General features: G+C 54.7%; 17 protein-coding genes and 4 pseudogenes. 4 read left to right on the top strand and 17 right to left on the bottom strand.

Annotated elements, in window-relative coordinates; all coding sequences use genetic code 11:
* From FHL16_RS28265 to FHL16_RS28235, 7 genes and pseudogenes are all read right to left on the bottom strand, one after another.
* On the bottom strand, positions 1-482 hold a 482-nt coding region (locus FHL16_RS28265), incomplete at its 3' end, for an IS66 family transposase (RefSeq protein ID WP_177346259.1).
* An 18-nt stretch (positions 483-500) separates the two neighbouring features.
* Positions 501-860 carry an IS66 family insertion sequence element accessory protein TnpB gene (gene tnpB / locus FHL16_RS28260; protein WP_238706203.1) on the bottom strand — a complete coding sequence of 120 codons (360 nt, stop codon included), beginning with the start codon at positions 858-860 and terminating at the stop codon, positions 501-503.
* A 241-nt stretch (positions 861-1101) separates the two neighbouring features.
* The gene (locus FHL16_RS28255) at positions 1102-1422 is read right to left on the bottom strand and encodes a hypothetical protein (RefSeq protein WP_077749930.1); all 321 of its coding nucleotides are present in this window, start codon (positions 1420-1422) and stop codon (positions 1102-1104) included.
* A gap of 258 nt (positions 1423-1680) precedes the next feature.
* Positions 1681-2055, bottom strand: coding sequence for a chemotaxis response regulator CheY (locus FHL16_RS28250; RefSeq protein ID WP_177346258.1), 375 nt, complete (start codon positions 2053-2055; stop codon positions 1681-1683).
* Positions 2056-2119: 64 nt separating this feature from the next.
* Positions 2120-2965 (bottom strand): MinD/ParA family protein, encoded by an 846-nt coding sequence (locus FHL16_RS28245; RefSeq protein ID WP_177029844.1) that lies wholly within the window; start codon positions 2963-2965, stop codon positions 2120-2122.
* A 246-nt stretch (positions 2966-3211) separates the two neighbouring features.
* Complete coding sequence (locus tag FHL16_RS28240) at positions 3212-3934, bottom strand: hypothetical protein (protein ID WP_138739087.1); 723 nt, start codon at positions 3932-3934, stop codon at positions 3212-3214.
* A gap of 255 nt (positions 3935-4189) precedes the next feature.
* Positions 4190-4478 (bottom strand): annotated as a pseudogene (locus tag FHL16_RS28235) (IS5/IS1182 family transposase); the annotation flags it as partial.
* A 1103-nt stretch (positions 4479-5581) separates the two neighbouring features.
* Here FHL16_RS28235 and FHL16_RS28225 point away from each other — a divergent pair.
* Both FHL16_RS28225 and FHL16_RS28220 read left to right on the top strand, forming a co-directional pair.
* Positions 5582-8158: a sensor domain-containing protein gene (locus FHL16_RS28225; RefSeq protein ID WP_077749926.1), complete on the top strand. Its 2577-nt coding sequence runs from the start codon at positions 5582-5584 to the stop codon at positions 8156-8158.
* Positions 8159-8526: 368 nt separating this feature from the next.
* Positions 8527-8890, top strand: a pseudogene (locus FHL16_RS28220) (IS66 family transposase); the annotation flags it as partial.
* Between the two features lie 110 nt (positions 8891-9000).
* Here the strand turns inward: FHL16_RS28220 and FHL16_RS28215 are convergent.
* The 8 genes and pseudogenes from FHL16_RS28215 to FHL16_RS28180 form a co-directional block, all read right to left on the bottom strand.
* Positions 9001-11124 (bottom strand): TonB-dependent receptor, encoded by a 2124-nt coding sequence (locus tag FHL16_RS28215; protein WP_077749925.1) that lies wholly within the window; start codon positions 11122-11124, stop codon positions 9001-9003.
* Positions 11125-11431: 307 nt separating this feature from the next.
* Positions 11432-11650 carry a GDCCVxC domain-containing (seleno)protein gene (locus FHL16_RS34575; protein WP_077749924.1) on the bottom strand — a complete coding sequence of 73 codons (219 nt, stop codon included), beginning with the start codon at positions 11648-11650 and terminating at the stop codon, positions 11432-11434.
* A gap of 7 nt (positions 11651-11657) precedes the next feature.
* Positions 11658-11933 carry a mercury resistance system periplasmic binding protein MerP gene (merP, locus tag FHL16_RS28205; protein WP_077749923.1) on the bottom strand — a complete coding sequence of 92 codons (276 nt, stop codon included), beginning with the start codon at positions 11931-11933 and terminating at the stop codon, positions 11658-11660.
* A gap of 96 nt (positions 11934-12029) precedes the next feature.
* Positions 12030-12398 (bottom strand): annotated as a pseudogene (locus FHL16_RS28200) (IS3 family transposase); the annotation flags it as partial.
* A 57-nt stretch (positions 12399-12455) separates the two neighbouring features.
* Complete coding sequence (locus tag FHL16_RS28195; RefSeq protein ID WP_077749922.1) at positions 12456-12860, bottom strand: hypothetical protein; 405 nt, start codon at positions 12858-12860, stop codon at positions 12456-12458.
* Positions 12860-14953 carry a hypothetical protein gene (locus FHL16_RS28190; protein ID WP_077749921.1) on the bottom strand — a complete coding sequence of 698 codons (2094 nt, stop codon included), beginning with the start codon at positions 14951-14953 and terminating at the stop codon, positions 12860-12862. The genes FHL16_RS28195 and FHL16_RS28190 overlap by 1 nt, the downstream gene beginning before the upstream one ends.
* Complete coding sequence (locus FHL16_RS28185) at positions 14946-16484, bottom strand: site-specific integrase (RefSeq protein WP_138739086.1); 1539 nt, start codon at positions 16482-16484, stop codon at positions 14946-14948. The genes FHL16_RS28190 and FHL16_RS28185 overlap by 8 nt, the downstream gene beginning before the upstream one ends.
* A complete protein-coding gene (locus tag FHL16_RS28180; protein WP_077749919.1) occupies positions 16477-17715 on the bottom strand; it encodes a site-specific integrase in 1239 nt (412 codons plus the stop codon). Before FHL16_RS28180 ends, FHL16_RS28185 begins: the two co-directional genes overlap by 8 nt.
* A 135-nt stretch (positions 17716-17850) precedes the next feature.
* On the opposite strand from FHL16_RS28180, the pseudogene FHL16_RS28175 reads away from it, so the two are divergent.
* Both FHL16_RS28175 and FHL16_RS28170 read left to right on the top strand, forming a co-directional pair.
* Positions 17851-18381: pseudogene (locus FHL16_RS28175) on the top strand (histone deacetylase family protein); the annotation flags it as partial.
* Positions 18382-18663: 282 nt separating this feature from the next.
* The gene (locus tag FHL16_RS28170) at positions 18664-19905 is read left to right on the top strand and encodes a TIGR03862 family flavoprotein (protein WP_177346257.1); all 1242 of its coding nucleotides are present in this window, start codon (positions 18664-18666) and stop codon (positions 19903-19905) included.
* Positions 19906-20022: 117 nt separating this feature from the next.
* Here the strand turns inward: FHL16_RS28170 and FHL16_RS28165 are convergent, their stop codons facing one another.
* Both FHL16_RS28165 and yedA read right to left on the bottom strand, forming a co-directional pair.
* Positions 20023-21357, bottom strand: a complete 1335-nt coding sequence (locus tag FHL16_RS28165) for a DEAD/DEAH box helicase (RefSeq protein ID WP_077749917.1) — start codon at positions 21355-21357, stop codon at positions 20023-20025.
* A gap of 65 nt (positions 21358-21422) precedes the next feature.
* Entirely contained in the window at positions 21423-22349 is a 927-nt protein-coding gene (gene yedA / locus FHL16_RS28160) for a drug/metabolite exporter YedA (protein ID WP_077749916.1), read from the bottom strand.
* Positions 22350-22446: the final 97 nt, after the last annotated feature.

Below are 22446 nucleotides of genomic sequence, written 5' to 3'. Positions count from 1 at the left end.
TCGCAGCCACGGCAACCGTAAACCTTGCGGATATGTTTGATGACACGGATCTGCATCGGCACGATATCCAGCTGTTCGCTGATTTCTTCGCTGATCACGTGCTTGCGGCAACCGCAGGCACAGGTCAGTTCGTGCTCGGGCAGTTCGTGGATGACCTCGACACGCGGCAGCTCAGCCGACAATGCCTTACGCTTGCCTCGGCGCGGCAGCGGGGAAACGACTTCTTCTTCAGCGTCGCCGATCAATGGCATCGGCTCGCTTTCGGGCTCATTGAACAGTGCAAGTTGCGGCGTATTGGGCTCCGCTGTCTGCTCGGACTTACGCCCGAACAAGCGGTCGCGCAACAGCTTGATCTGTCCTTTCAGGTCAACGATGTGAGCCTGATAAGCCTGGGCAACTTCTTCCTGGCGATTGAGTGCCTCAAGCAGCATCTGCTTGAGCAAAACGGGGTCATCAGGAAGATCATCGGGCAGGGAAATCATGGCCCGGATTATACCGGATCAGGCTACGTAGCGCGGGGTCAAAGCCTGGTGAGGGCGGTTGCGCCACAGGTCAAAACCGTCGAGCAGCCAATTCAGTTCCTGGACGGTCAGAACGATCACTTCATCGCTGAGATCAGGCGAAGTTTTGAATCGCTCGGACTCCAAGCGCTTAAGCCAAAGGCAGAAGCCGTTGCGCTCCCAATACAAAATCTTCACGCGGTTGCGAGGCTTGTTGAGAAAGACGAACAGCACGGGATCGAACACCGCCACTTTTATGTCCAGCTCGACCAGCGCAGCGAGGCCATCAATGGACTTTCTGAAGTCCACGGGCTTGGGGTAGAGATAAACTTTTTGAACTTTGGCGTCGGGTCGCATCATGACGAGCTGGCTCCTGAGGTAATCGGGAGCACAGCATCCGGCATCAACTAAGCGCTTTGAATGTGGGGTTCATGGAGCGCTTACCTTTCACCTTGCTTGTCATGCTCGTTGCTCATGTTGCCAACCTAGGTCGTCGTAGGGATTTCGCCTGTGTCGATCATTATCCACTGATTGCCGGCGCTTTCATTCCTAGAGGACTGTCGTGACAGCCCGTCGAGTCACACCTCAGAGCAAGGCGGGGTCATACCCTTTCAAGAGATAAAGACGGGTCGTGCTTGCGTTGCGTCAACGAGTCCTCTAGTAGCTGCATCGCTTCGGCCAGCGCTGCGTGTTGGCAGCGCAATTCTGCTAGAAATGATCTGTTTGGCTTCAAATCGGGAAAGTAACGCGCCAGGTCAGGCCGGTATGATTCCATCATGCACTTTACGGCCAAATGAAGGTCTTCCTTAGTCACACCAGACGCGACCGCCAATGTCCCTTGGATCTCGGCCGACGATGCCGTTTCCATCCAGAACAGCAGGTCCAGGTAATTGTTCAGCTCTCGTTCTTTGCGTTCGTCCATGCTGCTAATCCTCAAATGTCCATTTCGTCTGGCGTGTTTACATCGTCTATCGAGCGGCACTGTTCCGCTTTGCACAACAACCCGGAACCGGTCGGTATGATCGAGGCAGCAGCTACGTAGCGTTCGCAGCTGAATACCATTTCCGGCAGACTCAATTTACCTCAATTGAGAATGCCTTGTAGTTTAATTATTTAGCCTAAATGCTTTTTGACCAGTAGATTAAATAATTTATTAATTAAATTCACTAAGCGAAACCTATTAATTGCTAACGCGTTCAAAAATTTTTTCAATTTTTCCTTTTAATACTTGCGCAGTAAAGGGCTTGATTACGTAACCGTTCACTCCAGCTTGGGCGGCTTTGATGATCTGTTCACGTTTAGCTTCGGCGGTCACTATTAAAACCGGAAGGTGTTTTATACGATCGTCAGCACGCACATAACTCAAAAGATCGATACCGGACATACCAGGCATATTCCAGTCAGTGATTAGAAAATCGAAGCTGCCGTTTTTCAGCATCGGTAGCGCAGTCGTTCCGTCATCTGCTTCATATGTGTTAGTGAATCCAAGATCACGCAACAGGTTTTTTATGATCCGTCGCATCGTTGAAAAGTCATCAACAATGAGGATTTTCATATTTTTATTCAATTCAACCTCTAAATAATCTTCACTATTTTCATCAATTTAACGTATTTTCAACTTAAATCACAAAACGCACGGTGTCTCGCCGCATTGGCGAGGTTAACAATCGCTCACCAAAAAACTCCAAGTGCCCGCGCGGGCTCACTGGTAATGGCCAAGCATCTATTTTTTTCGCGATAGACTTGAATGCTATGGAACACTGAGAACGAGGAAAAGCATCGTATACAGCACGCTGTTTTCTCACAGCCTTGCGCATGCTTTCATCATAAGGCACGGCACCAACATATTGTAAGCTCACATCAAGAAAAAGATTCGTAACACGGATCAACCTAGAAAAAAGCTTGACCCCTTCTTGGGGGCTTCGTGTCATGTTGACGAGTATGCGGAAACGATTAACGCCGTAAGAATGGCTGAGCATTTTAATCAGCGCATAGGTGTTGGTAAGTGAAGTTGGCTCGTCACACACGACCATCAACACTTCGCGGGATGCACGAATACAACTGATAACTGAACCACCTATACCGGAGGCCGTGTCGATGACCAGCACGTCGAGCTTCTCGTCGACATCCCTAAAGGCTTGAATTATTCCGGCGTGCTGAGCTGACGTTAGATGACTCATGCTTTGACAGCCCGAAGCTGCAGGAACGATGCTGATTCCGCGAGGCCCTCGCAGAAGCACATCCTGCAGTTCGCACTGCCCCTTGATTACGTTGGCAAGGTTTTTTGGGGGGGCTAATCCGAGTAAAACATCTACATTTGCCAGACCGAGATCAGCATCAAGTAGTATGACTTTTCGGCCGCGCTCAGCCAATGCCAAGGACAGGTTTATTGCTACATTGGTCTTACCAACTCCACCTTTGCCACCTGTCACAGCAATGACCTGCACTGGATGCATGCGGTTAATTTCTCTTACCTCCTAGCCACTTAGGGTTGTGGCCGTCTTCTGTCTTCGACATTTAATACAAGGCGGTTATTCTGATCTTATCGTGGTGAGGGCACGATTTTATGTTTTGCTAATTTAAGCTGATCAAATGAATTGTAAAACCTCGTCGATTTGCGCCTTAGCCCTGTATTTTCTTCAAGCTATCCCGGATAATAAATCTGACGCATTAATGATAATCGTTTATTCTTTAAGCATCGTTTTTAATTGTCAATTTCCTGGTGTTAGCCAGCCTCTCACATTGTAATCTTCGTGTAGTTTTCTAACTATTTCTGCGGCTTCTGATTTTCTTTTGTAAGGTCCAACGATAATAAAATTGTTTTCCGATCGAATTATTGGTAAGTACATTCCTTTAATCGCTTCAGCAGATTTTTTACGGGTCAACGCGCTAGATAGCGTAATCTCTATCACCCAAATGTCGGCGTTTTCGGCTAAGCGACCTTCATTCTTTGAATATTTTATTAATGCGCTGCATTGAAAGCATAACTGATATGATAGCGGCGTTAAAGACGGCCTGAGAGAGCAGAGATGAAACGGTTTTTCCGATACATTGCTAGCCGTTTTTTTTCTGCGAAAAAACATCACCAGCAGTCCCGCCAACCCTATAAATCCACCTGCTACCAGCAGGTACCGTAACCAAGCAGTCATGGAGTTTATATCTCGGGCATCAGCGTTATCTGATATATTTTCTAAATCCGTAAATTTAGATGAGGTGAAAGTGCCTAGATTGTTTTGTAGATCGCCAAATTTCTGACTTAGCAGTGTTCTTGTAGAGGTCTCCTCAGCATGGTTAATTCCTGATGCGCTGTTTGAATTTATATGATTTTCCTCAGAGCACCACACAATAGTATTTTTTGTAAAAAACACCACTCCGAGCACTAATACTTGTATTGCCACCCCAAATATAATAACTTTTGAGTTTAGATTCCACATAAATACCCCTATAGAAGTCTAAAGTAGAGCAGTCTATCCAAGCCCATAGCACGGCCTCTTCATTAAACGATGGCCCCACGAAAAACGGCATTTTTCAAGAATCACGTCAAAGTTTTTCAACGATCAGCACCTTTAAGACGAGTTTTCCGTGTCGCAGGCGCACCTCTCCTGCGATCAAAATCTGATTTTTAGCCATCCATAGGCTTGATAGAGCAAACATCGTGGTCAGTTTCGTGGTGCTTCTAACCACCCCCAGATCGTGGACTCATCAGGAATTCGATCCCGATGCAGTCCTACGAACTGGCGCAGAATTGTGGTCTCGTAAAGTGCACCGTCCATCGCAGAATCGCTGTAGCAGAACCTGCTTTGCATTTGGTGAACCCGTAAAATGGATACGCCGGACGACCTTTTCGCCCCTCGGATAATGCGACTCGATCAACGCAATCAAGCCTTTCCAGGGCCCGACCCGACCCATTTCAATCAGGAAACGTTCGCGGCGGGTCTGCTTACGCTTACCAGCGTACTCGGCGTCGGAAAAGGACATCTGCTTCCTGGGTTCCACAGTTCGATTCGGAGGACGTGCTATATCACCAGGTACGGAGGGCTTCTTCAGGCCCTCCCCCAAAGCGGTGGCATTCTAACATCAATCTAGGGGCTGGACGTAATCTTGGCGTCAATATAAAGACAACTTTCTGATGAAAGACCTTCTATCCTATCCAGCAACGCCTCGAATCCCCTCTCCTGCATTGGCCAGCTAAGCGAACTAAACGTTGATGCTGCAACGAGTGCGGAAAGCAAGCCAGCTGCTGTCTACCAGCAGCTGCGTGGCGTCGGCCCGATGATTGCCACCGCATCGTCGTTATAAACGGTGGCCGACAGTTTGCCGTCTCGCCGGGGCTGACACCGAAGCAACGAAGCTCGGTCAGTAAGAATCGATGCTTGGCTCAGCAAGCGCGGCTATACATGTTTGCGAACACTGATGGTTCATGGCGCACGCTGCGTACGGCTAAGTCAAAAGGCGATCAACTTAGCCAGTTGGCCGCCCGCCTAGCCCATCATGGCCCGCATCGAAACGATGCCGTATCTAGAGGCCGAATATACGTATGCAGGTGGCACGGGGCCAAAGCAAAGTGGCTTGCAATGAGGAGGATTCCATAGACGGCTATTGGTTAATTCCTTGGGGCTCTCGATGAGCTCTCAGCCAAGCCATTCAGGTGGAACAGACGGCCGAATCGGTTATCAGCTCTGTCACGGTAAAAATAAATTATTGAACTATTCTTCAGGCGGCAAGATACATTTTTCACCAATTCTTACCCATGGAGAGCCTGTATATGCTTGTTGTTCCTCTACTGTCCGAGCGTGTAAATGGCCGTACGCGAGTCAGTTGGCAGCAAATGGTTCAGGCCGTCTATGACAGCCCCACCTCAGAACAGGCGTATAGGTACATGTGTCTCGCCGATGGCTATCTCCAAGCCCTCAACGATGCTGAACTGATTGATGACGCTCAGTATCAGAGCTTGTACGACTTTGTGCAGAAAATTCGAATCAGGCTGATCCCAGAATTGATAGAGTAGCTCGCCAGTCTCGGCTTATAAGATTCAAAATTCTCATTGCCATCGCTGTGGCGAGAGAGCAGGAAGTTCAGTCATGCCCCAGTTGTCAGACGATCGAGCGAATACAACCTTGGAACAGAAGACGCTGCTCAGGGCCCTCGACCGCTCCATGGCCATCATCGAGTTCACCCCCGATGGCACTGTGCTGCGCGCCAACCGCAACTACCTGAAAATTTTCGGCTACCAGGAGCTGCAGATCCGTGGCCTTCACCACCGCGCGCTCTGCCAGGCCGACTACGCTAACTCGTCGGCCTTCAATAACTTTTGGAGCAGGCTGCAAGAGGGCCAGTCCATCAGCGGTCAGTATCTGTACGTCACCGCAGAGGGTCGTCTGGTGTGGCTGGAAGCGAGTTACAACCCGGTGTTCGCAGCCGATGGCCAACTACTCAAGATCATCCAGTTCGCCTCGGATGTCAGCACTCGGGTCAAGGCGGAACGCTGCGATAATGAGCGTACACGGCTGTTCACCCAGATCGCCGAGCGTACTCACAACTCCTTGGTGATAACCAACGCCAAAGGTGTGGTGGTCTATATCAACGAAGCTGTCACCCGTCTGCTCGGCTACCAGCCCGAGGAAGTGCTCGGCCAGCCTGTCGCGCTGATGCTCAACATGGTATATCCCGAGCGCAACCCGCTGACTGACATCCGCCAGCATCTAAGCAACGGCCACCCCTACCGTGGCGAAGAGTTGATCTACAGCAAGTACCAGCAACCGCTTCTGTGCGCCTTGGGCGTCAGCCCGATCTTCGATGAACAGGGCGCGCTGAGCCATACCCTCAGCGTGATCAACGACATCACCGACAGCAAGATACATGAGGTTTTACAGCAGAAGGCCTTGGAAGCCATGGCCCGCGAAGCGCCCCTGACGGAAGTGATGACACTGATCTGCCAAGAGGTCGAGCGCATCGCACCCGACGTGACTGCCTCGATATTGCGCGTCGATGAGCAAGGTCGCCTCAGGCCTCTCGCTAGCCCGAGCTTACCGCCAAGTTACTCTCAGGCCCTCGATGGCATCGCAATAGGCCCGAATGTTGGATCCTGTGGCACTGCCGCCTTTCGCGGCACGTCGGTGATGGTTAGTGATATTGGCAGCGACCCGCTGTGGGCTGACTACAAGAACCTAGCTCTGCCCCTGGGCTTACGCTCCTGCTGGTCAACCCCGATTAAAGCCAGCAACGACCAGGTAGTCGGCACATTCGCTTTCTACTACCGCGAGAACCGCAGCCCGAACAACTTCCACCTGCGCCTGGTGCAGATGTGCACGCACCTGTGCGCCCTGGCCCTGGGGCGCGAGAGCGCGCGCCTGCAGATTCGCCAGTTGGCCTTCTACGACAGCCTCACCAGACTGCCTAACCGAAACCTGCTGCTGGCACAAGCCGATCAGGCGATCGCTAGCGCCAAGCGCCACAACCAGTCGCTCGCAGTGTTCTACATCGATCTCGACCGTTTCAAGCAGGTTAACGATTCACTCGGTCGCACGGCCGGAGACGAGTTGTTGTGCGTGGTCACCGAACGCTTGCGCGAACAAATTAGTGATACCGATCTCCTCGGGCGTCTGTCCGGAGACGAATTCATCGTCGTACTCAACTCCTGCACCCACGTCCAGGCAGCCGACACCGTGAAGCGCCTGCACGAACTGCTGTCCATACCCTGCCAGATCGCCGGAATCACCTTGACGCCGTCAGCCTGCATCGGCATCAGCCTGTACCCGGATAACGGTCAAGATATGGAGACCCTGCTACATCACGCCGACCTCGCCATGTACCACGCCAAGACCCGTGGACGCGAGCGTTTCAGTTTCTTTAGCAATGAAATGAACCTGCTCGCCCAGGAACGCTTGGCCCTCGAGGCGGCGCTACGCGAGGCGGTACGCGCGCAATGCTTGTACCTGCACTATCAGCCTCAGGTTGACCTGAAGAGCGGGCAGATCCATGGCATCGAAGCGTTGGCTCGCTGGCACGACCCGGTGCTCGGCCACATCTCGCCGACGCGCTTTATCCCTCTGGCTGAAGAGTGCGGCCTAATCGACGAGATCAGCCATTGGGCGCTCAACGAAAGCTGTCGCCAGCTCGCAGAATGGCGGCGTCAGGGACTGAATATACCAACCGTCTCGGTAAACCTGTCGTCGACCAACTTTCACAACCTCGATCTGCCGCGATACCTCGTCGAGACGCTCGAGCAACACGCCCTACTGCCGGGCGACCTGATCTTGGAGATCACCGAAAGCGTGATGATGGACACCAACCTCAGCACGATGCGCAACTTACACGAGGTGCATGCTCTGGGCATCGGCCTGGCCATGGACGACTTTGGCACCGGCTATTCGAGTCTCGGTTACCTGAGGCGTATCCCGCTCAGCGCGCTGAAACTGGACAAAAGCTTCGTGAATGGCATGGAACACGACATCGCCGCGCAGGCTCTCACCCATGCGGTGATCCGTATCGGAGACAGCCTAAACCTGACGGTGATTGCTGAGGGCGTGGAGACCGAGGCGCAACGCTTTTTGCTTGATGCTCAAGGTTGCAAGGTGGGGCAAGGCTACCTATTCTCCCAACCGCTACCACCAGAACTATTAGCAGACTGGTTGAAGACATCCACAGTAGCCCTATAAAAACCACCCTACCAGCAAGCTCTGAAAGAAAGCCTCTGATAGTGCATCTCTAAGTACGCCGGCAAACTTAAGCAGACCCACCGCGAGCGTTTCCTGATAGAGATGGATCTCTATCTTGTACGATAAAACCGTAGGTACCCGCTGCACTGCATCGAACAAGCGATGGATGGCACCCTTTTATCCTGGTACTGGAGGAAGGGCAAAAGCCGCACGGAATGAACACGCGTCAGCAAAGTCGGCTTAGCGTACGATTTTTTCCGAATTCTGCGGCCCCCCGGTAATCCCCCCTTCATAGAACAACCGCATGCGAAGCAAATGTCCTAATTTTCCCTTATCTCGGCATGACCCCAACAGAAGTCAAAGTACTCCAGCAACCCAAGCGCGCACCGCTACCGCCGCAGTTTCCTCGCACCCTGATCCATCACGAACCGGACAACAGTTATTGCGAGTGCGGATGCGCCCTCAAACGCATCGGCGAAGGTGCCAGCGAAAAGCTCGACTACACGCCCGGCGTGTTCACCGTCGACCGCCATAGCCGTGGGAATTGGGCCTCTGAGCATTGCGAAACGCTGATCCAGGCGCCGGTACCGACGCACGTCATCGACAAGGGCACACCGACGCGGCCTGCTGGCCCACGTCATGGTGGCCAAGTTCGCCGACCATCTGCCGCTCTATCGGCAAGAGAAAATCTTCGGCCGTGCCGGGCTGCCCATTGCTCGCTCAACGCTGACGTAATGGGTCGGCTCGTGTGGCGTGCAGCTACAGCCGCTGGTGGATGCGCTGCGCGAATCCCCTCAAACAAACGCCCGGCAATGCCGGGCGTTTGTTCTTCAGGTCCGTACTCAGAAGCGGTAGTTGGTGCTCAGCTCCAGCGTCCGTGGCGCACCAGGCGTGATCAGATCCACCGAGCCATGCGCCGATGCGTAATAGTCCTTGTCGAAAACGTTGCGCAGACGCAGGGCCATGTCCCATTTCGGCTGGTTGTACAACAGCGCGGCGTCTACTGTTGTGTAAGCCGGCATGACCACATTGTTATCCAGCGCGGTATAGCGATCATCGACATAATTGGCCCCCATGCCCACACGCCAGGTTTGCGTCAGCGAACGCACCAGCCACAGGTTGGCGCTGTGGCGCGGCGTCAAGGTGGGCACCTGGCCTTCGTTGGCGACACCGTTGGTACGGCTGTTGGATTTGGTGATCTCGGCATCCAGATAGGCATAGCCGGCATAGACCTGCCATTTGTCACTCAACTGTCCGCTGGCAGTCAGTTCGAGACCATCAGTACGCTGCTCACCCGCCAGCACCAGTTTGGTCGGGTTCGCCGGATCGCTGGTTTTCATATTGGTGCGTTCCAGACGGAACAGCGCCGCCGTCAACGCCAGGCGATTGTCGAGCAGATCCCACTTGCCGCCGATCTCGAAGTTGGTGGTCTCCTCGGGTTCGAGATCCTGGTTCGTCGTACTCAGGGCGAACATCTCGGCGGAGGGTTGGTAGGAGCGGCTCACCGAGACGTAATAGGACTGCACTTGATCAGGCTGATAGACCAGACCGACTCGCGGGCTCCAGGTAGTATCGGTGCGCGACAGCTTGCTGTGCTTCAGGTCATCGGCGTATTCCTGGTCGAACACGTCATAACGCACACCCAGCAGAGCCTTCCATTGCGGGGCCAGTTCGACCAGGTCCTGCACGTAGAACCCGGCGGTGTCCTGGGTATTGGTACCCTTGGCGGTTTGCCGGTTGGCCTGGAACGGCACGTCGACCAAGGCATCGCGGTACACCGGCACCCTGGCCACATTGGATTGGCTGAATACGGACTGGTCCTTCACCTGGCGCCCCAGCTCCACACCATAGAGCAGGTTGTGGTTCATCCCGGCGAGCACGGCGCGCTGCTTGAGTTCGGTCTGGTTGAACCACCCGTCCTCCTTGCGCTGCACGTTGCCGCGGTTGAGTTTTACCAGCAGTTCACCATTGGGAGCCATGACGAAACGTGTGGGGCTTGAGTCAGCGAGTGTGTTGTTGCGATCCAGGTCGTAGTGGTAGTAACGACTGGTATTGCTCAGGCTGAATTCGTCGTTGATCCGATAGTCGACACCGGCCGTGAACGAGAACACCTCGCTGCGAGTGTAATCATCATCCGGGTCGGCGGAACCGAAGCGCTTGTCGCGATCCACATCGACCGGACGGTCGCCTCGTGCCGGGATGCCGAAGTCGATCAGGCGCTTGTCATACAGATAGGTAGCACCCAGGTTCAGCTCCAGATCATCCGAGAGCTTGAAGTAGGCCGAAGGCGCGATGGCCTTGCGATCGATGTAGCCGTCATCCCGGAAGGTGTCACTGTTCTCCAACGCGCCTGTTACACGAAAGGCTTTATCGCCTTGCTGCTGATCGGCCCAACCGGCATCGAACTGAGTGCGTTTTTTACCCTCGCTGTCGACACTGACGCCGACCTCCTGCTTGGGTGCGAAGTTAGGTGTCTTGCTGATGCTGTTGATCAGCCCCCCCGAAGAGCCTCGGCCGTAGAGCACCGCGGCCGGCCCCTTGATCACTTCCACCCGCTCGACGTTGGACAGATCCCGGAAGTACAGCGCATCGTCACGAATGCCGTCGATGTACATGTCGCCAATGGCACTGAAACCACGGATGGTGACCTGGTCGCGCTGGCCGTCACCATTGGACAGGCCGATACCGGGGACATTCTTCAGCACGTCTTCCATCGACTGAGCCCCCTGATCCTTGATGACGCTCTGGGGAATCACGTTGACGGTTTGCGGGATATCTCGTAGCGGGGCATCGATCTTCAGTGCGCTCCTGCTCTCGGTCGGCATGTAGCTCTGCTCGCTGTACTCACTGTTCACAGCGGTTGCAGGCAGGGTTAGAGCAGACTCCGTTTCTGCCTGTAAATCAGGTATAACCAGAACGCCCAGCAACGACAGAGAGACTGGGTAAATGCGCGATCGAGCCACCATGGACACCTTTTGGATGAATTATCGCGCAGATGATAACGATTATCTTTTGTAAGTAAATACATATCATTCCGATACAAATAATTGACGCTAATCAGAACGATCGTCTCAATTTAATCGATGACCTTTGCGTCACGCGCTTGCCAATCTTCTGCTCTGGATCAAAGTCCATCGGGATATGCAACAGCTCTTCATGACTGCTCAACGGGGCCGGAAATTATCCGATTCAGCGGCGTCGCTGACGGCAAGTGAGAGGATGCGGAACTCATAGGCTAGGGCTGACCTCATGACTGCCTTCGAGAGTCCGCTGCTAAGCCTGGCCACAGCAGTCGCGCTGCTGTTGGATTGGCGGACATTTCACCGAACCGAACGAGCAGAACACACAGCAATCGCCGGGGTAGGGCCGCAGCAACACTTTGCAATTGCAGCATTCGTAATAGAACTGGCAAGCGTCCGTTGGCATGGTTTCCTGCTTGGCGAAGCTACAGCGCGGGCAGGTCAGTATGGACTCAAGAATGATCACGCTCATGCAGTTCTCAGTTCTGCACGTCGGAGGGATAGCCCGCGTTTCTGGTCGCCTCGGTCAGGGCCTCGGTTTGGGTCTTATCAGAGTCGTAGGTGACAGTAGCCGTCTTCTGAGCTAAATCGACTTGAACGTTGCTCACGCCAACGATCTTCTCCCGTGACTTCTTGACCGTGATTGGACAGACCGGGCAGGTCATGTTCTGTACGTCGAGCGTGACCTTTTTTGGGGGAGCCGCCAGGGCCGTAATCGGGAGGGAGACGAGTACGGCGTTTAGTAGTTGGCGCATGATTGATCTCCTTCAGTAGAACAGTGGGGCGAACCTGGGCAGGAGCAACGCGTTCGCACTTTTTTGTCGTGTGCACAGCGCGATGACCGCGGCCTACTTCATCGCTGGCAGGCGCGCTAGCCCGTCAGATCGACCGACGACGCGCGTGTGCAGTTCGGGGGGCAATTCGTGAATCCAGGCACACAACGAATCCTGTGCTGGGTAGCCCAAAGCCTTGATGGTGGAGGCGATGCAGCGCCCGTGGTCGAGATAGTACCCGACAGCCTTTTCCCTTTGGGCCAGTGAGTACTTCGGCTTCGAGAGCACGTAGCCACGCGACAGGTCGAGGCATCGCTCGTACTCTTCATGCCAGCTCTTCAGAGAGTTCTTCGTCGAGTAGCCCAACTGACGAATAGTTGCCCCGGTGTGCTTCACCAGTTTGATGTAGAGCTTGACTGCTCGGATGCGGTCTTCGTATGAATACATGAACTACCTTCAGGTAGTCCAAGATTTCTACCGCACCCCCGGTGGGTCAGTTTTCAATCAGCGCCGACAGATGACGGGCAGAGGCCGGGATAGAAATTGCTCATCCAAGCCCCGGCTGTAAGCGTTATAGGCCCACCGCACAAATTGTTCGAGTAGTCGATCATTCTCCATTTGCAGGCGCCCATTCTCACCTTCCAAACGTGTAATGCGGTCGTTTGCCACTTGCACTTCGGAGCTGACGACTTTCCTCGTCCCAACCGAAGTTGACAGTATTTGCTTACGCAACATGAACGCGCGTTTTATCCGTTCATGCTTATGCAACGCTTGACGCGTATAGGTCCCCCGCAAACGACGTGCGACGCTTATGATCAGCAGGTCCCAAGTCAATTTCCCAGACCAGCCGTCAAGGATGGAAACGATCTGCTCAACAGCATCGGGGGTTAGATTTCTCGAACGAGTCATTACAAGTCCTCAGCCTCTATGCGTGGCACATTTGAGCCCACAGTGCTCTGTCCCTCCTCCTCGTGCTCGCCCAGTATTCGCTGATGGGCCAATATCTGTTCTAGCTTTGACGCCGGTACGATTCCACAGGGTTGGATAATCGCATTCGCTGCAACGGAGGAGTCCTCAAAAATTGCACACAACTCATCCAATCGTTTCAGGGTCAATTTCTGATGTTCTACCCAACGGTTGGCACCAAACTCCTCCTCACCGAGTGCCCTCAAGGCTTGCGCTAAAAGGGCTTGAGTTTCCTGACGATGTTGGCGAATGGCACGCTCTCGGACCACATCGCCCTTGATACACACGTGTTCATCACAGTTCATGCAATCACGATGCAGCTGACAGGGCAACATTGAAAAATCGTGCAGGCAGTAACCGAGATCTGTTGTATGGGCGGTCATGATCTTCAAGGCCGCAAACTGATCACGCGCGATCAGGCTGCTCGGTGGAATACTCGCCACATGACCTGCTGACTTTTCCGGATCACCTAAAGCGGACCTGGCGAGCGCCAACACATCTCGATCGGATTGGTGGTCATAACAATTGTTTTGTCTAAGCTTGGCGCGGCCGCTCCATTTGGCGATGTCGAGTTGCGATAACCCCCCCATCTGCGCTACGGTATTTAAAAAGTGGCGAAATTGATGCGTCGTGATTTTCATTGGGCTTCCATCTAATTCACGATAACCGAATCGATCAAAAATATTGAGGGCCCTTCGCTGACTGGACAATTGCTTCTGAATATAACCGGTGTCGGATAAGACGATTACCCCACGGTACGTTCCCCACGCCTCGGTTAACTCATTCAGGCGCGTCAAGCAAAGCGCTTCACTGTACGTCAGGTTGTTCTTCTGATCCGCCAGCGGGAAGTTGACGGGCAGCATCGAAATGATCACTCGCTCAACATCGGCGAACAGAAACCTCGGTGCATTTTTATGCTGCGGGTCATAAGGAATGTGTTCCACGACCCTCTGCTTCCTGCACCACTCAGTCCCACGCCCGGCGTGATTACCATTCGGTAATGGGGTGGCAAAAACAATGGCGCTTACCTGCTCTGAACTAATTAACGACCGCCCCCTTAGCTCCTCCAGCTCCATTGGTAAATACATCGCTTCGGGATGCTGTTCATACCACCGCGCTACTTCCCGAGCGGGTGTGGAAATGGTCCTGAGCTTACTTACGGCCTCGCGGGCGACACTGGCCATGGACTGCACCACCCATTTGACTTGTGCCTTCCCCCCCTTTGAGGGCAGCCAACGCAATCCGTACAGCTGTTGATTTGTCTTTGAGTCGAACTCGTTCACTTCGCACTGAATTGATACCGACAGCACCTCATTGATGCGGCTCGGCACCGATGCCAGTATCGCGCACACACTGGAGGTGAAGACATCGCCTGGCGCTTGGGCGGCAACGAAGATTTCGGCAATCGCTTCTAACGAAGCTGACGAGGGCATGCGGGCCTGACGCGATGCATCAAACTCCGGGCCAACGCGCCGCTCAAAGGTCGTTGGCGCTCGAAGCGGGTTTTGCCATTGGATAGGCACCGTACAGAGTTGATGCTCCACCAGAAACTGTGAAATGCGTTTGAGTTCTACACCGGCAAAAAAAGCGGCGGAGGCCTGATAACGCTCATTCAATATCGCGCATGCACGGTTAAAGTGGCCCAGCCCTGCTTTGATAGGCGTGACATAACTCTCCGTCTCTTCCAAAGCCACAGCCAAGGAACGGAGCGCGGCCAATCGTGAGCTGACGGTGGTATACGCGCACAACGCATAGTCATAACGGCAGTAGGCTTTGGCAAAGTCTTTGTAAGGCTGAGGTAAACAGCAGGAGTCCTTTTGCCCTCGCCCACTGGGGAACCCATGAAATCGGATGCTTGAACAAGAATTACGCCGCTTCAAACGAACAAAATTGGTGACATCCCAACTGTCCGCACCAAAGTCCAACTCACTGCCAAAGGCTGTTAGAGCCTCTCTGGCGAAGGTAATGAAGCTCCGTAAATTGCCTTCAGCGGTTTGCTCTGCTCGAGGCTTGAACACGACAACCCTGTCATCCATGAGCCTGGACCTTTCTGCTGCGACATAACTGGACCACTTCTGCCACCGCGAGCAGCGTTCGATCATTGATCGCCGCAATACGACCGTCCAGATGGCGTTTAGCATCCGCCAACAAGAAATCCAGTACCGCCTCATGCGGTCCGTCCAACCAAGGTTGAAAACACTGACAGGTGTAACAGGCCACGGGGGCATTTAATCCGCAGAAGCTAAAGCTTCCACATGACCCCATTGGCCGTGCGCTTTGATCGATACGCAGATCAATAATTCGGCTGGAACGATCTGCGCCGCGAACAGCACTGCCCTCATGAGCTATCAGTTGACCTTTGAATGCTTGAGCCAGTGGCGCCATGTACAGGGCTGTCGCCTTTTCAATCCGCATCGCAAGTTCTGGTGTAGCGGCGACATAGACGCCCGCAGAGTCGGTTCGCGAATGATCAAGCAAGTCCGCAATGACCAACACCCCATGACCTTCACGCGCAATATTCGTACCTAGCGTGCGCCGAAAGCGCAGAGCACAGATGTTAATCATGGTTCCCGTGCGCTCGGAGCGGACGGACAACTTGTCCAAAGCGGACACCAACAATCTCCGTAAACTTTCGCTGGTGCGGTGGTACCTGCCCCATCCTTGCCCGGACACTAAATGCCGTGACTGCGGGGGAAAAGGAAACAAGGGCGTCTGCTGGGTGTCTGAAAACTCTCCAATAAAGCGCTGACTGACTCGTTGAGCATAATGAAACAGCGGTCGGCCAATTTGATTCACAAGCGCTCGGGGCTTGAGTTCCTGACGGAGCAATGGGTTTTGTTGCTTGGCCCGTGGAATTAACAAGATGTAAGACTCTGTTCCATCCGCAGCCACAGAGCGCACAACATCACACACTTTCAAGGCTGCCAACTGGACAGGACGGGAACCCAATGCAATAAACAACCATGCCAGCAGGTAAATTTCCTCACTCAAACGCCCTGCACCATAAGCGTCATTCAAGGCATCTTGAATACCCACTTGCTCAATTGGCGTAAATGGACCCAACTCAGGATCCCACGTCAAAACGGCAACGCCAGTTTCTCGTTTCCGGAGTTTTTTCCTGTCCAGGACGTAAATCACGTCGTCCTGAATACCCGGCAGACTCAAGGCATGCCATTGGCGCAAAAACGCAAAGAGGTTTCGCGTTCGAAAGTCATTGGCATCGCCATGCTTCAACACGTCATTTCCGTCGATAGATGTCAGCGGCTCAACACGGGCTTTTTGCATTCGCATGGCAAACACTTTCAACCCCCTAAAGTGCCCCATCAAGGTACTCGGCGCCCTATTTTCGGCAAACCAAATCAGCGTAAGACGGACCGAAGCCATGAGCAAGGCGGAAAAATGCAGGCCAGAAAAATCCATGTAAACCGAATTCACGCCGTCCCGGTATGACCAAATAAGCGGGCTAGGGTCAAACACAATCCCACTTTTGCTGCTGACCATCGCTGGCAGTGAGGGATAGGCATCACTTCCAGACAATGCTGGTGCGCTCATTGGTTTTTTACTCATCGGGATGAGCCTCAACACGCAATTGATTTTGCATTTGCAATGACACAGCAGTCGCTTTCTTGTTGATATGGCGCTTGTTATATACCACCGCCATTTCGGATGTTTCGGACCATCCCATCAGCCTCGACCGCAGTTTTTGCTCCACTGTCGATGACACATTGTTTCGGTCAATCGCTTCAGAAAATAGATCGTTCCAGGTGTGGCGAAGAAGATGAGGGCAAAGGTTTTCCGGTAATGCCGGACAGTGTTGCCGTAAAGTGACGAATAGTTTATTCAGACCCGCAAGACTCAATGGTTTGCCGGACCCACCGGCCACCCAAAGATACTCATGCTTACGTGCACCCTGAATATTACGTCGGCTGGACATTACATACGCTCGCGTGAGCTCTGCCAATTCTGCGTCGAGCGCCAGTAATCGACCGTTGGTCTTGGTATTCGGTTGTCTCAGCCGTGGATCCGCTGGATCATCCGCCCTCCTGGCAATGAGAACCTCATTGGTCTGAAAGTTGATATCCGATATTTTCACACCAAGCAACTCGCCCCGTCTTACTCCCAACGACAACAACCAGCGGATCACTAAATAGTTTCTCTGCCGGGTGTAATCATGACACCAAGGGTTATGCTCAGACTCTGGGACAATTGCCTTTTGCAGCACCGATAACATTTGCTCAGTTAAGCCCTCGCGAGGCGTTAAACTAGAAAAACGATGTACTGAGGGCATGCGAGCCTTTATGGCTTTAGACACGAGCTCCCGAAGCTTTTCCAGCACCATGAAATGCGGGCTTCCGCCAATCTTCAGCAGGTGATCGGTCGCAACCCAGTCAAGGTAACGGGCAATGTATAAATGCCGTATGGCAATTGTAGAGGGCTGTAAAACAGAGTTCATAGTTACAGCGGGCCATACGAAAATTACACTCGATTGCTTTCTATTGTCCGCAGCAATCGGTAACTTGCATGCCCTAACGATAGCCTCTACGTCTCCTACAGATAAAAACTGGCCGCCACGCAATCGGGCGCACAAATCTATCTTTAGTTCTTCAAGAGCGATGAACAGCACCATAAGAGACCGAAGTGCTTGATGGAGGGTACTTGTCGACAAATTCGCTCCTCGTAACTCTGTCAGTATCCAAAGGGTTGCGCTGTGCACGGGCATGCCATCTCGCCGATAGCAAAGCATGGGAAAGCGTTCGCCGTTCTCGAATCGCACAAGCTTGATTCTATAAGGATTCATTGTTTACACATCCACAAGGTAAACAATAATTAACCCTAGGCTACAACTCATCATTACGCAAAAAATTATTCTAAGCCGTTGTTTTTATTTATTAACTACCAGACAAATTTACATTTAATAAAAAGTCATGCTGACTGCATCTTCAATGACCTGGCGGTGATCAGCCATTTCCTGCTGGAAAGCGGCCGTGTGAATCGGGTGCTGATCTTCGATTGCGACGTGCACCAGGGCGACGGGACTGCACGGATTCTGCACAACACCCCGGAGGCCGTGACTGTTTCCCTGCACTGCGAAAAGAATTTTCCTGCACGCAAGGCTGAAAGCGACTGGGACATCCCGTTGCCCAAAGGCATGGGCGATGCCGATTACCTGAAGGTGGTGGATGACGCGCTGAATTATTTGCTACCGCTCTACCAACCGGATCTGGTGTTGTATGACGCTGGCGTCGACGTGCACAAGGACGACGCCCTCGGTTACCTGAAGCTGACCGACGAAGGCGTGGCCGCTCGCGATGAAAGCGTGATGCGCCACTGCCTGGGTCGGGATATTCCGGTGGTAGGAGTGATTGGCGGCGGCTACAGCAAGGACCGCCAGGCCCTGGCGCGCCGCCACGGCATCCTGCATCACAGCGCGCAACGGGTCTGGCAGTCATCAGGGTGTCATTGAGGTGTGAGTCTTTACCCACAATGCCTGTGGAACTGCCTGTGGATAACCTGAGTGAAAGGGTCTGCAGGCCATGCTTCATATAGCATGCAGAGCGCTGGTTGTTTTTTGATCACTATTTTATGAACACCCCGGAACCAATGTGGGAGCGAGCCTGCTCGCGATGAGGCCATCACATCCAACATCGATTTTGACTGACCCACCGCCATCGCGAGCAGGCTCACTCCCACAGGGATCTGTGCTGATAGAATGCCCGGCTTATTCCGCCGAACCGCAGCGCACTCCATGACCCAGCCCTCGACCTCCTCCCCTTCTCACGTCGCCATCATCGGCGGCGGCCCCGCCGGTCTGATGGCCGCCGAAGTGCTGAGCCAGGCCGGGATCAAGGTCGACCTGTACGACGGCATGCCGTCGGTGGGGCGAAAATTCCTGCTGGCCGGTGTCGGCGGCATGAACATCACCCATTCCGAAGCCTACCCGGCGTTTCTCTCGCGCTATGCCGAACGCGCGCCGCAGATTGCCCCGCTGCTTCGCTCATTCGGCGCTGATGCGTTGTGCCAGTGGATTCATGACCTGGGCATCGAAACCTTCGTCGGCAGCTCCGGCCGGGTGTTTCCGACCGACATGAAAGCGGCCCCCCTGTTGCGCGCCTGGCTCAAGCGTCTGCGCGAGGCCGGCGTCGTTATCCACACCCGCCACCGCTGGCTCGGCTGGGATGATCACGGTGGGTTACGCATCGACAGCCCCGATGGCGAAACCATCATCAAGCCCGACGCCACCTTGCTGGCCCTCGGCGGAGGCAGCTGGTCACGCCTTGGTTCGGACGGCGCGTGGATGCTGCCATTGGAGCAGCGAGGCGTAGGACTGATGCCGTTGCAACCGAGCAATTGCGGCTTCGAGGTGCAGGCCTGGAGCGAGTTGATGGTCAGCAAATTTGCTGGCGCTCCGCTGAAGAACATCGCCATCGGTCTCAATGACGACGTGCCGCGCTTGGGCGAATGCGTGATCACCTCGACCGGGATCGAAGGCAGCTTGATCTACGCCCTCTCGGCACCGATTCGCGAGGCCATCAATCAGCACGGCTCCGCCACCGTTCATCTTGACCTGTTGCCGGGCCGGCCTGTGGATAAAGTTCAGGCGGCGCTGAGCAAACCCCGTGGCTCCCGCTCCATGTCCAAACACCTGCACAGCCAGCTCGGGATCGATGGGGTGAAAGCGGCATTGCTACGCGAACTCACCCCGGCCGAAAGCTTTGCTGATCCGGCGTTGCTGGCCAGGGCGATCAAGGCGTTGCCCCTGATGCTGGTTAAAACCCGTCCACTGGACGAGGCCATCAGCAGCGCAGGTGGCGTGATGTTCGAGTCGATGGATGAACGGCTGATGCTCAAGCAATTGCCTGGGGTGTTCTGCGCGGGGGAAATGCTCGATTGGGAAGCGCCGACCGGCGGCTATCTGCTGACCGCATGTTTCGCCAGTGGGCGTGCGGCGGGGTTGGGGATGCTGGAGTGGTTGAAGCGCAAGGCTTGAAGACCGAGTCGTGCCCATCGCGAGCAGGCTCACTCCCACACTGGATCTGTGTCGTTCACAAATCCCCTGTGGGAGCGAGCCTGCTCGCGAAGGCGTCCTGACAGACGCCGAAGCTTTTTAAGGCTTCTTCTTACGCGGCCCAGTGTTAAACACCGGCACTTTGCGCACAGGCTTGATCGAAGGCTCCGGCGCCGAAGCATCCCCACTCTCGACCCACTTACCCAAATTGCGTTTACCGCCACCGGAGGTCTTCGGCTTCTTCGGTTTTTTCGGCTTCTTGACGACCTGACCGCTGGCGTCGGTATCTGGCACCCGGTGCTCAGGTTCGAAGTCATGTTCCATCTGCCGCGGCAATGTCTGACGGGTCAACGTCTCGATGGCCGACAGCAGATTCACTTCATCGGCACACACCAGCGAAATGGCCTGCCCGCTTGCACCCGCGCGACCGGTACGACCGATCCGGTGGATGTAGTCCTCCGCCACGATCGGCAGGTCGAAGTTGACCACCAATGGCAAATCTTCGATATCCAGACCACGGGCCGCAACGTCGGTGGCCACAAGAATCTGCACTTCACTGGCCTTGAACCGGTCCAGCGCACGCTGACGGGTTGCCTGCGGTTTGTCGCCGTGGATGCCGTCGGCATTGATGCCCAGGCCCTGGAGTTTTTCCACCAGCGCGTCCACACCATTGCGGGTCTTGGCGAACACCAGCACCTGCTTCCACTTGCCCTTGCGCATCAAGTGAACGAACAGTTCAGGCTTGCGCTTCTTGTCAACCACCACGACCCACTGCTTGACGGTGCTGGCAGCGACGTTGCGCGGGCTGACTTCGATGCTCAGCGGATCGTTGAGCATTTGTCCAGCCAGCAAGCGGATCGCGTCGGAGAACGTTGCGGAGAACAGCAGCGTCTGACGTTGCTTGGGCAGCACGCGGTAGATATTCCCCAGCTCCTCGGAGAAACCCAGATCAAGCATGCGATCGGCTTCGTCCAGAATCAGGGTTTGCAGCTGATTGAACTTGAGGGCCTTCTGGCGATACAGATCGAGCAAACGACCCGGCGTCGCCACCAGCACGTCAACACCCTTGCGCAGCTTCATCATTTGCGGGTTGATACTGACGCCGCCGTACACGGCATAAGTGCTCAACGGCAGGTTCTCGGCGTACTGACGCACGGCTTCGTGAACCTGTTCGGCCAGTTCGCGGGTCGGCACCAGGATCAGTGCGCGCACCGAGTTAGACGCTACTTTCGGCCCTTCCATGGCCAACAATTGCAGGAGCGGCAGCGCGAAGCCGGCGGTCTTGCCAGTGCCGGTCTGGGCGGCGGCCATCAGGTCGCGACCGGCCAGCACCGCCGGAATGGCTTGCGCCTGAACCGGCGTCGGGGTCTGGTAGCCGAGCGTCTCGAGAGAGCGCAGCAAGGGTTCGATCAGGCCAAGGGTGGCGAAAGTCATGGGATTACCGTAGGAAAATTCAGCGCAGTTGTGCAAAACGAGTGTGCAATGGCGCGCAGTTTACCCTAATTAACACGGGATTCTGTCGGCACCGCTACGGCAGGTTGAACGGGAGTCCGACGCCACTGCGGCAACCCGATCAATACCACGGCGCTGATGATCACCAACATGGCCAGCGCTTCCTCGATGCCAATGGTCTCGCCGGCAAATACGATCCCCAGCAACACCGCGACCGCAGGGTTGACGTAGGCATAACTGGTCGCCGCCGCCGGACGCACGTTTTTCAACAGGTACATGTAAGCGTTGAAGGCGATGATCGAACCGAAGAAGGTCAGGTAGGCCAGGGCTGCCCAGCCTTCGATCGGCGGCATCGCCTGCAGATGCTCGCCGCTCAGCGCGCTGCCGATCAGCAATGCCACGCCGCCCACCAGCATTTCCACGGCACTGGCCATGGCGCCCTGGGGCAATGGCAATTGTTTGCTCCAGACCGAGCCGAAGGCCCAGGACGCGGCCGCGAACACCAGCAACGCCGCACCCAGCGGGCTCGATTGCAGGTTTGAACCGAGGTTGAGCATGGCGATGCCGATCAGCCCGAGCACAATGCCGGCCCATTCGAGACGGGTATTGCGCGCGCCCCAGAAATAGCCGCAGAGCAAGGTAAACAGCGGCACTGTCGCCACCGCCAGTGCCGCAACACCGGAAGCGACACCTGTGTGTTCGGCCACACTGACCGCGCCGTTACCGCACGTCAGCAGCAAAATCCCGATGATCCCGGCGGCTTTCCACTGCGCCCAGGTCGGGGCCGGTGCCCCGCGCCAGCGCAGGAAGGCGTACATCAAACTCCCGGCGATCACGAAACGGATGCCGGCGAGCAGCAACGGCGGCCAGTACTCCACGCCGATGCGGATCACCAGGTAAGTCGAGCCCCAAATCACGTACAACGCGAAAAAAGCGGCGATCAACGGTAAGGGAAAACGACGTAAGCCAGGCATGGGCAGCTCGATGACAGGACAATGTGAACGGCTATTCTAGAAAGGCCAGCGGCTTAAAATAAGTTACAAAACCTGTTTATAGCGCCGGTACACTTTT

This window comes from Pseudomonas sp. FSL W5-0299 (genome assembly GCF_005930655.1).
Taxonomy (GTDB): Bacteria; Pseudomonadota; Gammaproteobacteria; order Pseudomonadales; family Pseudomonadaceae; genus Aquipseudomonas; species Aquipseudomonas mandelii.
This window is presented reverse-complemented; position numbering and strand designations above follow the sequence as displayed.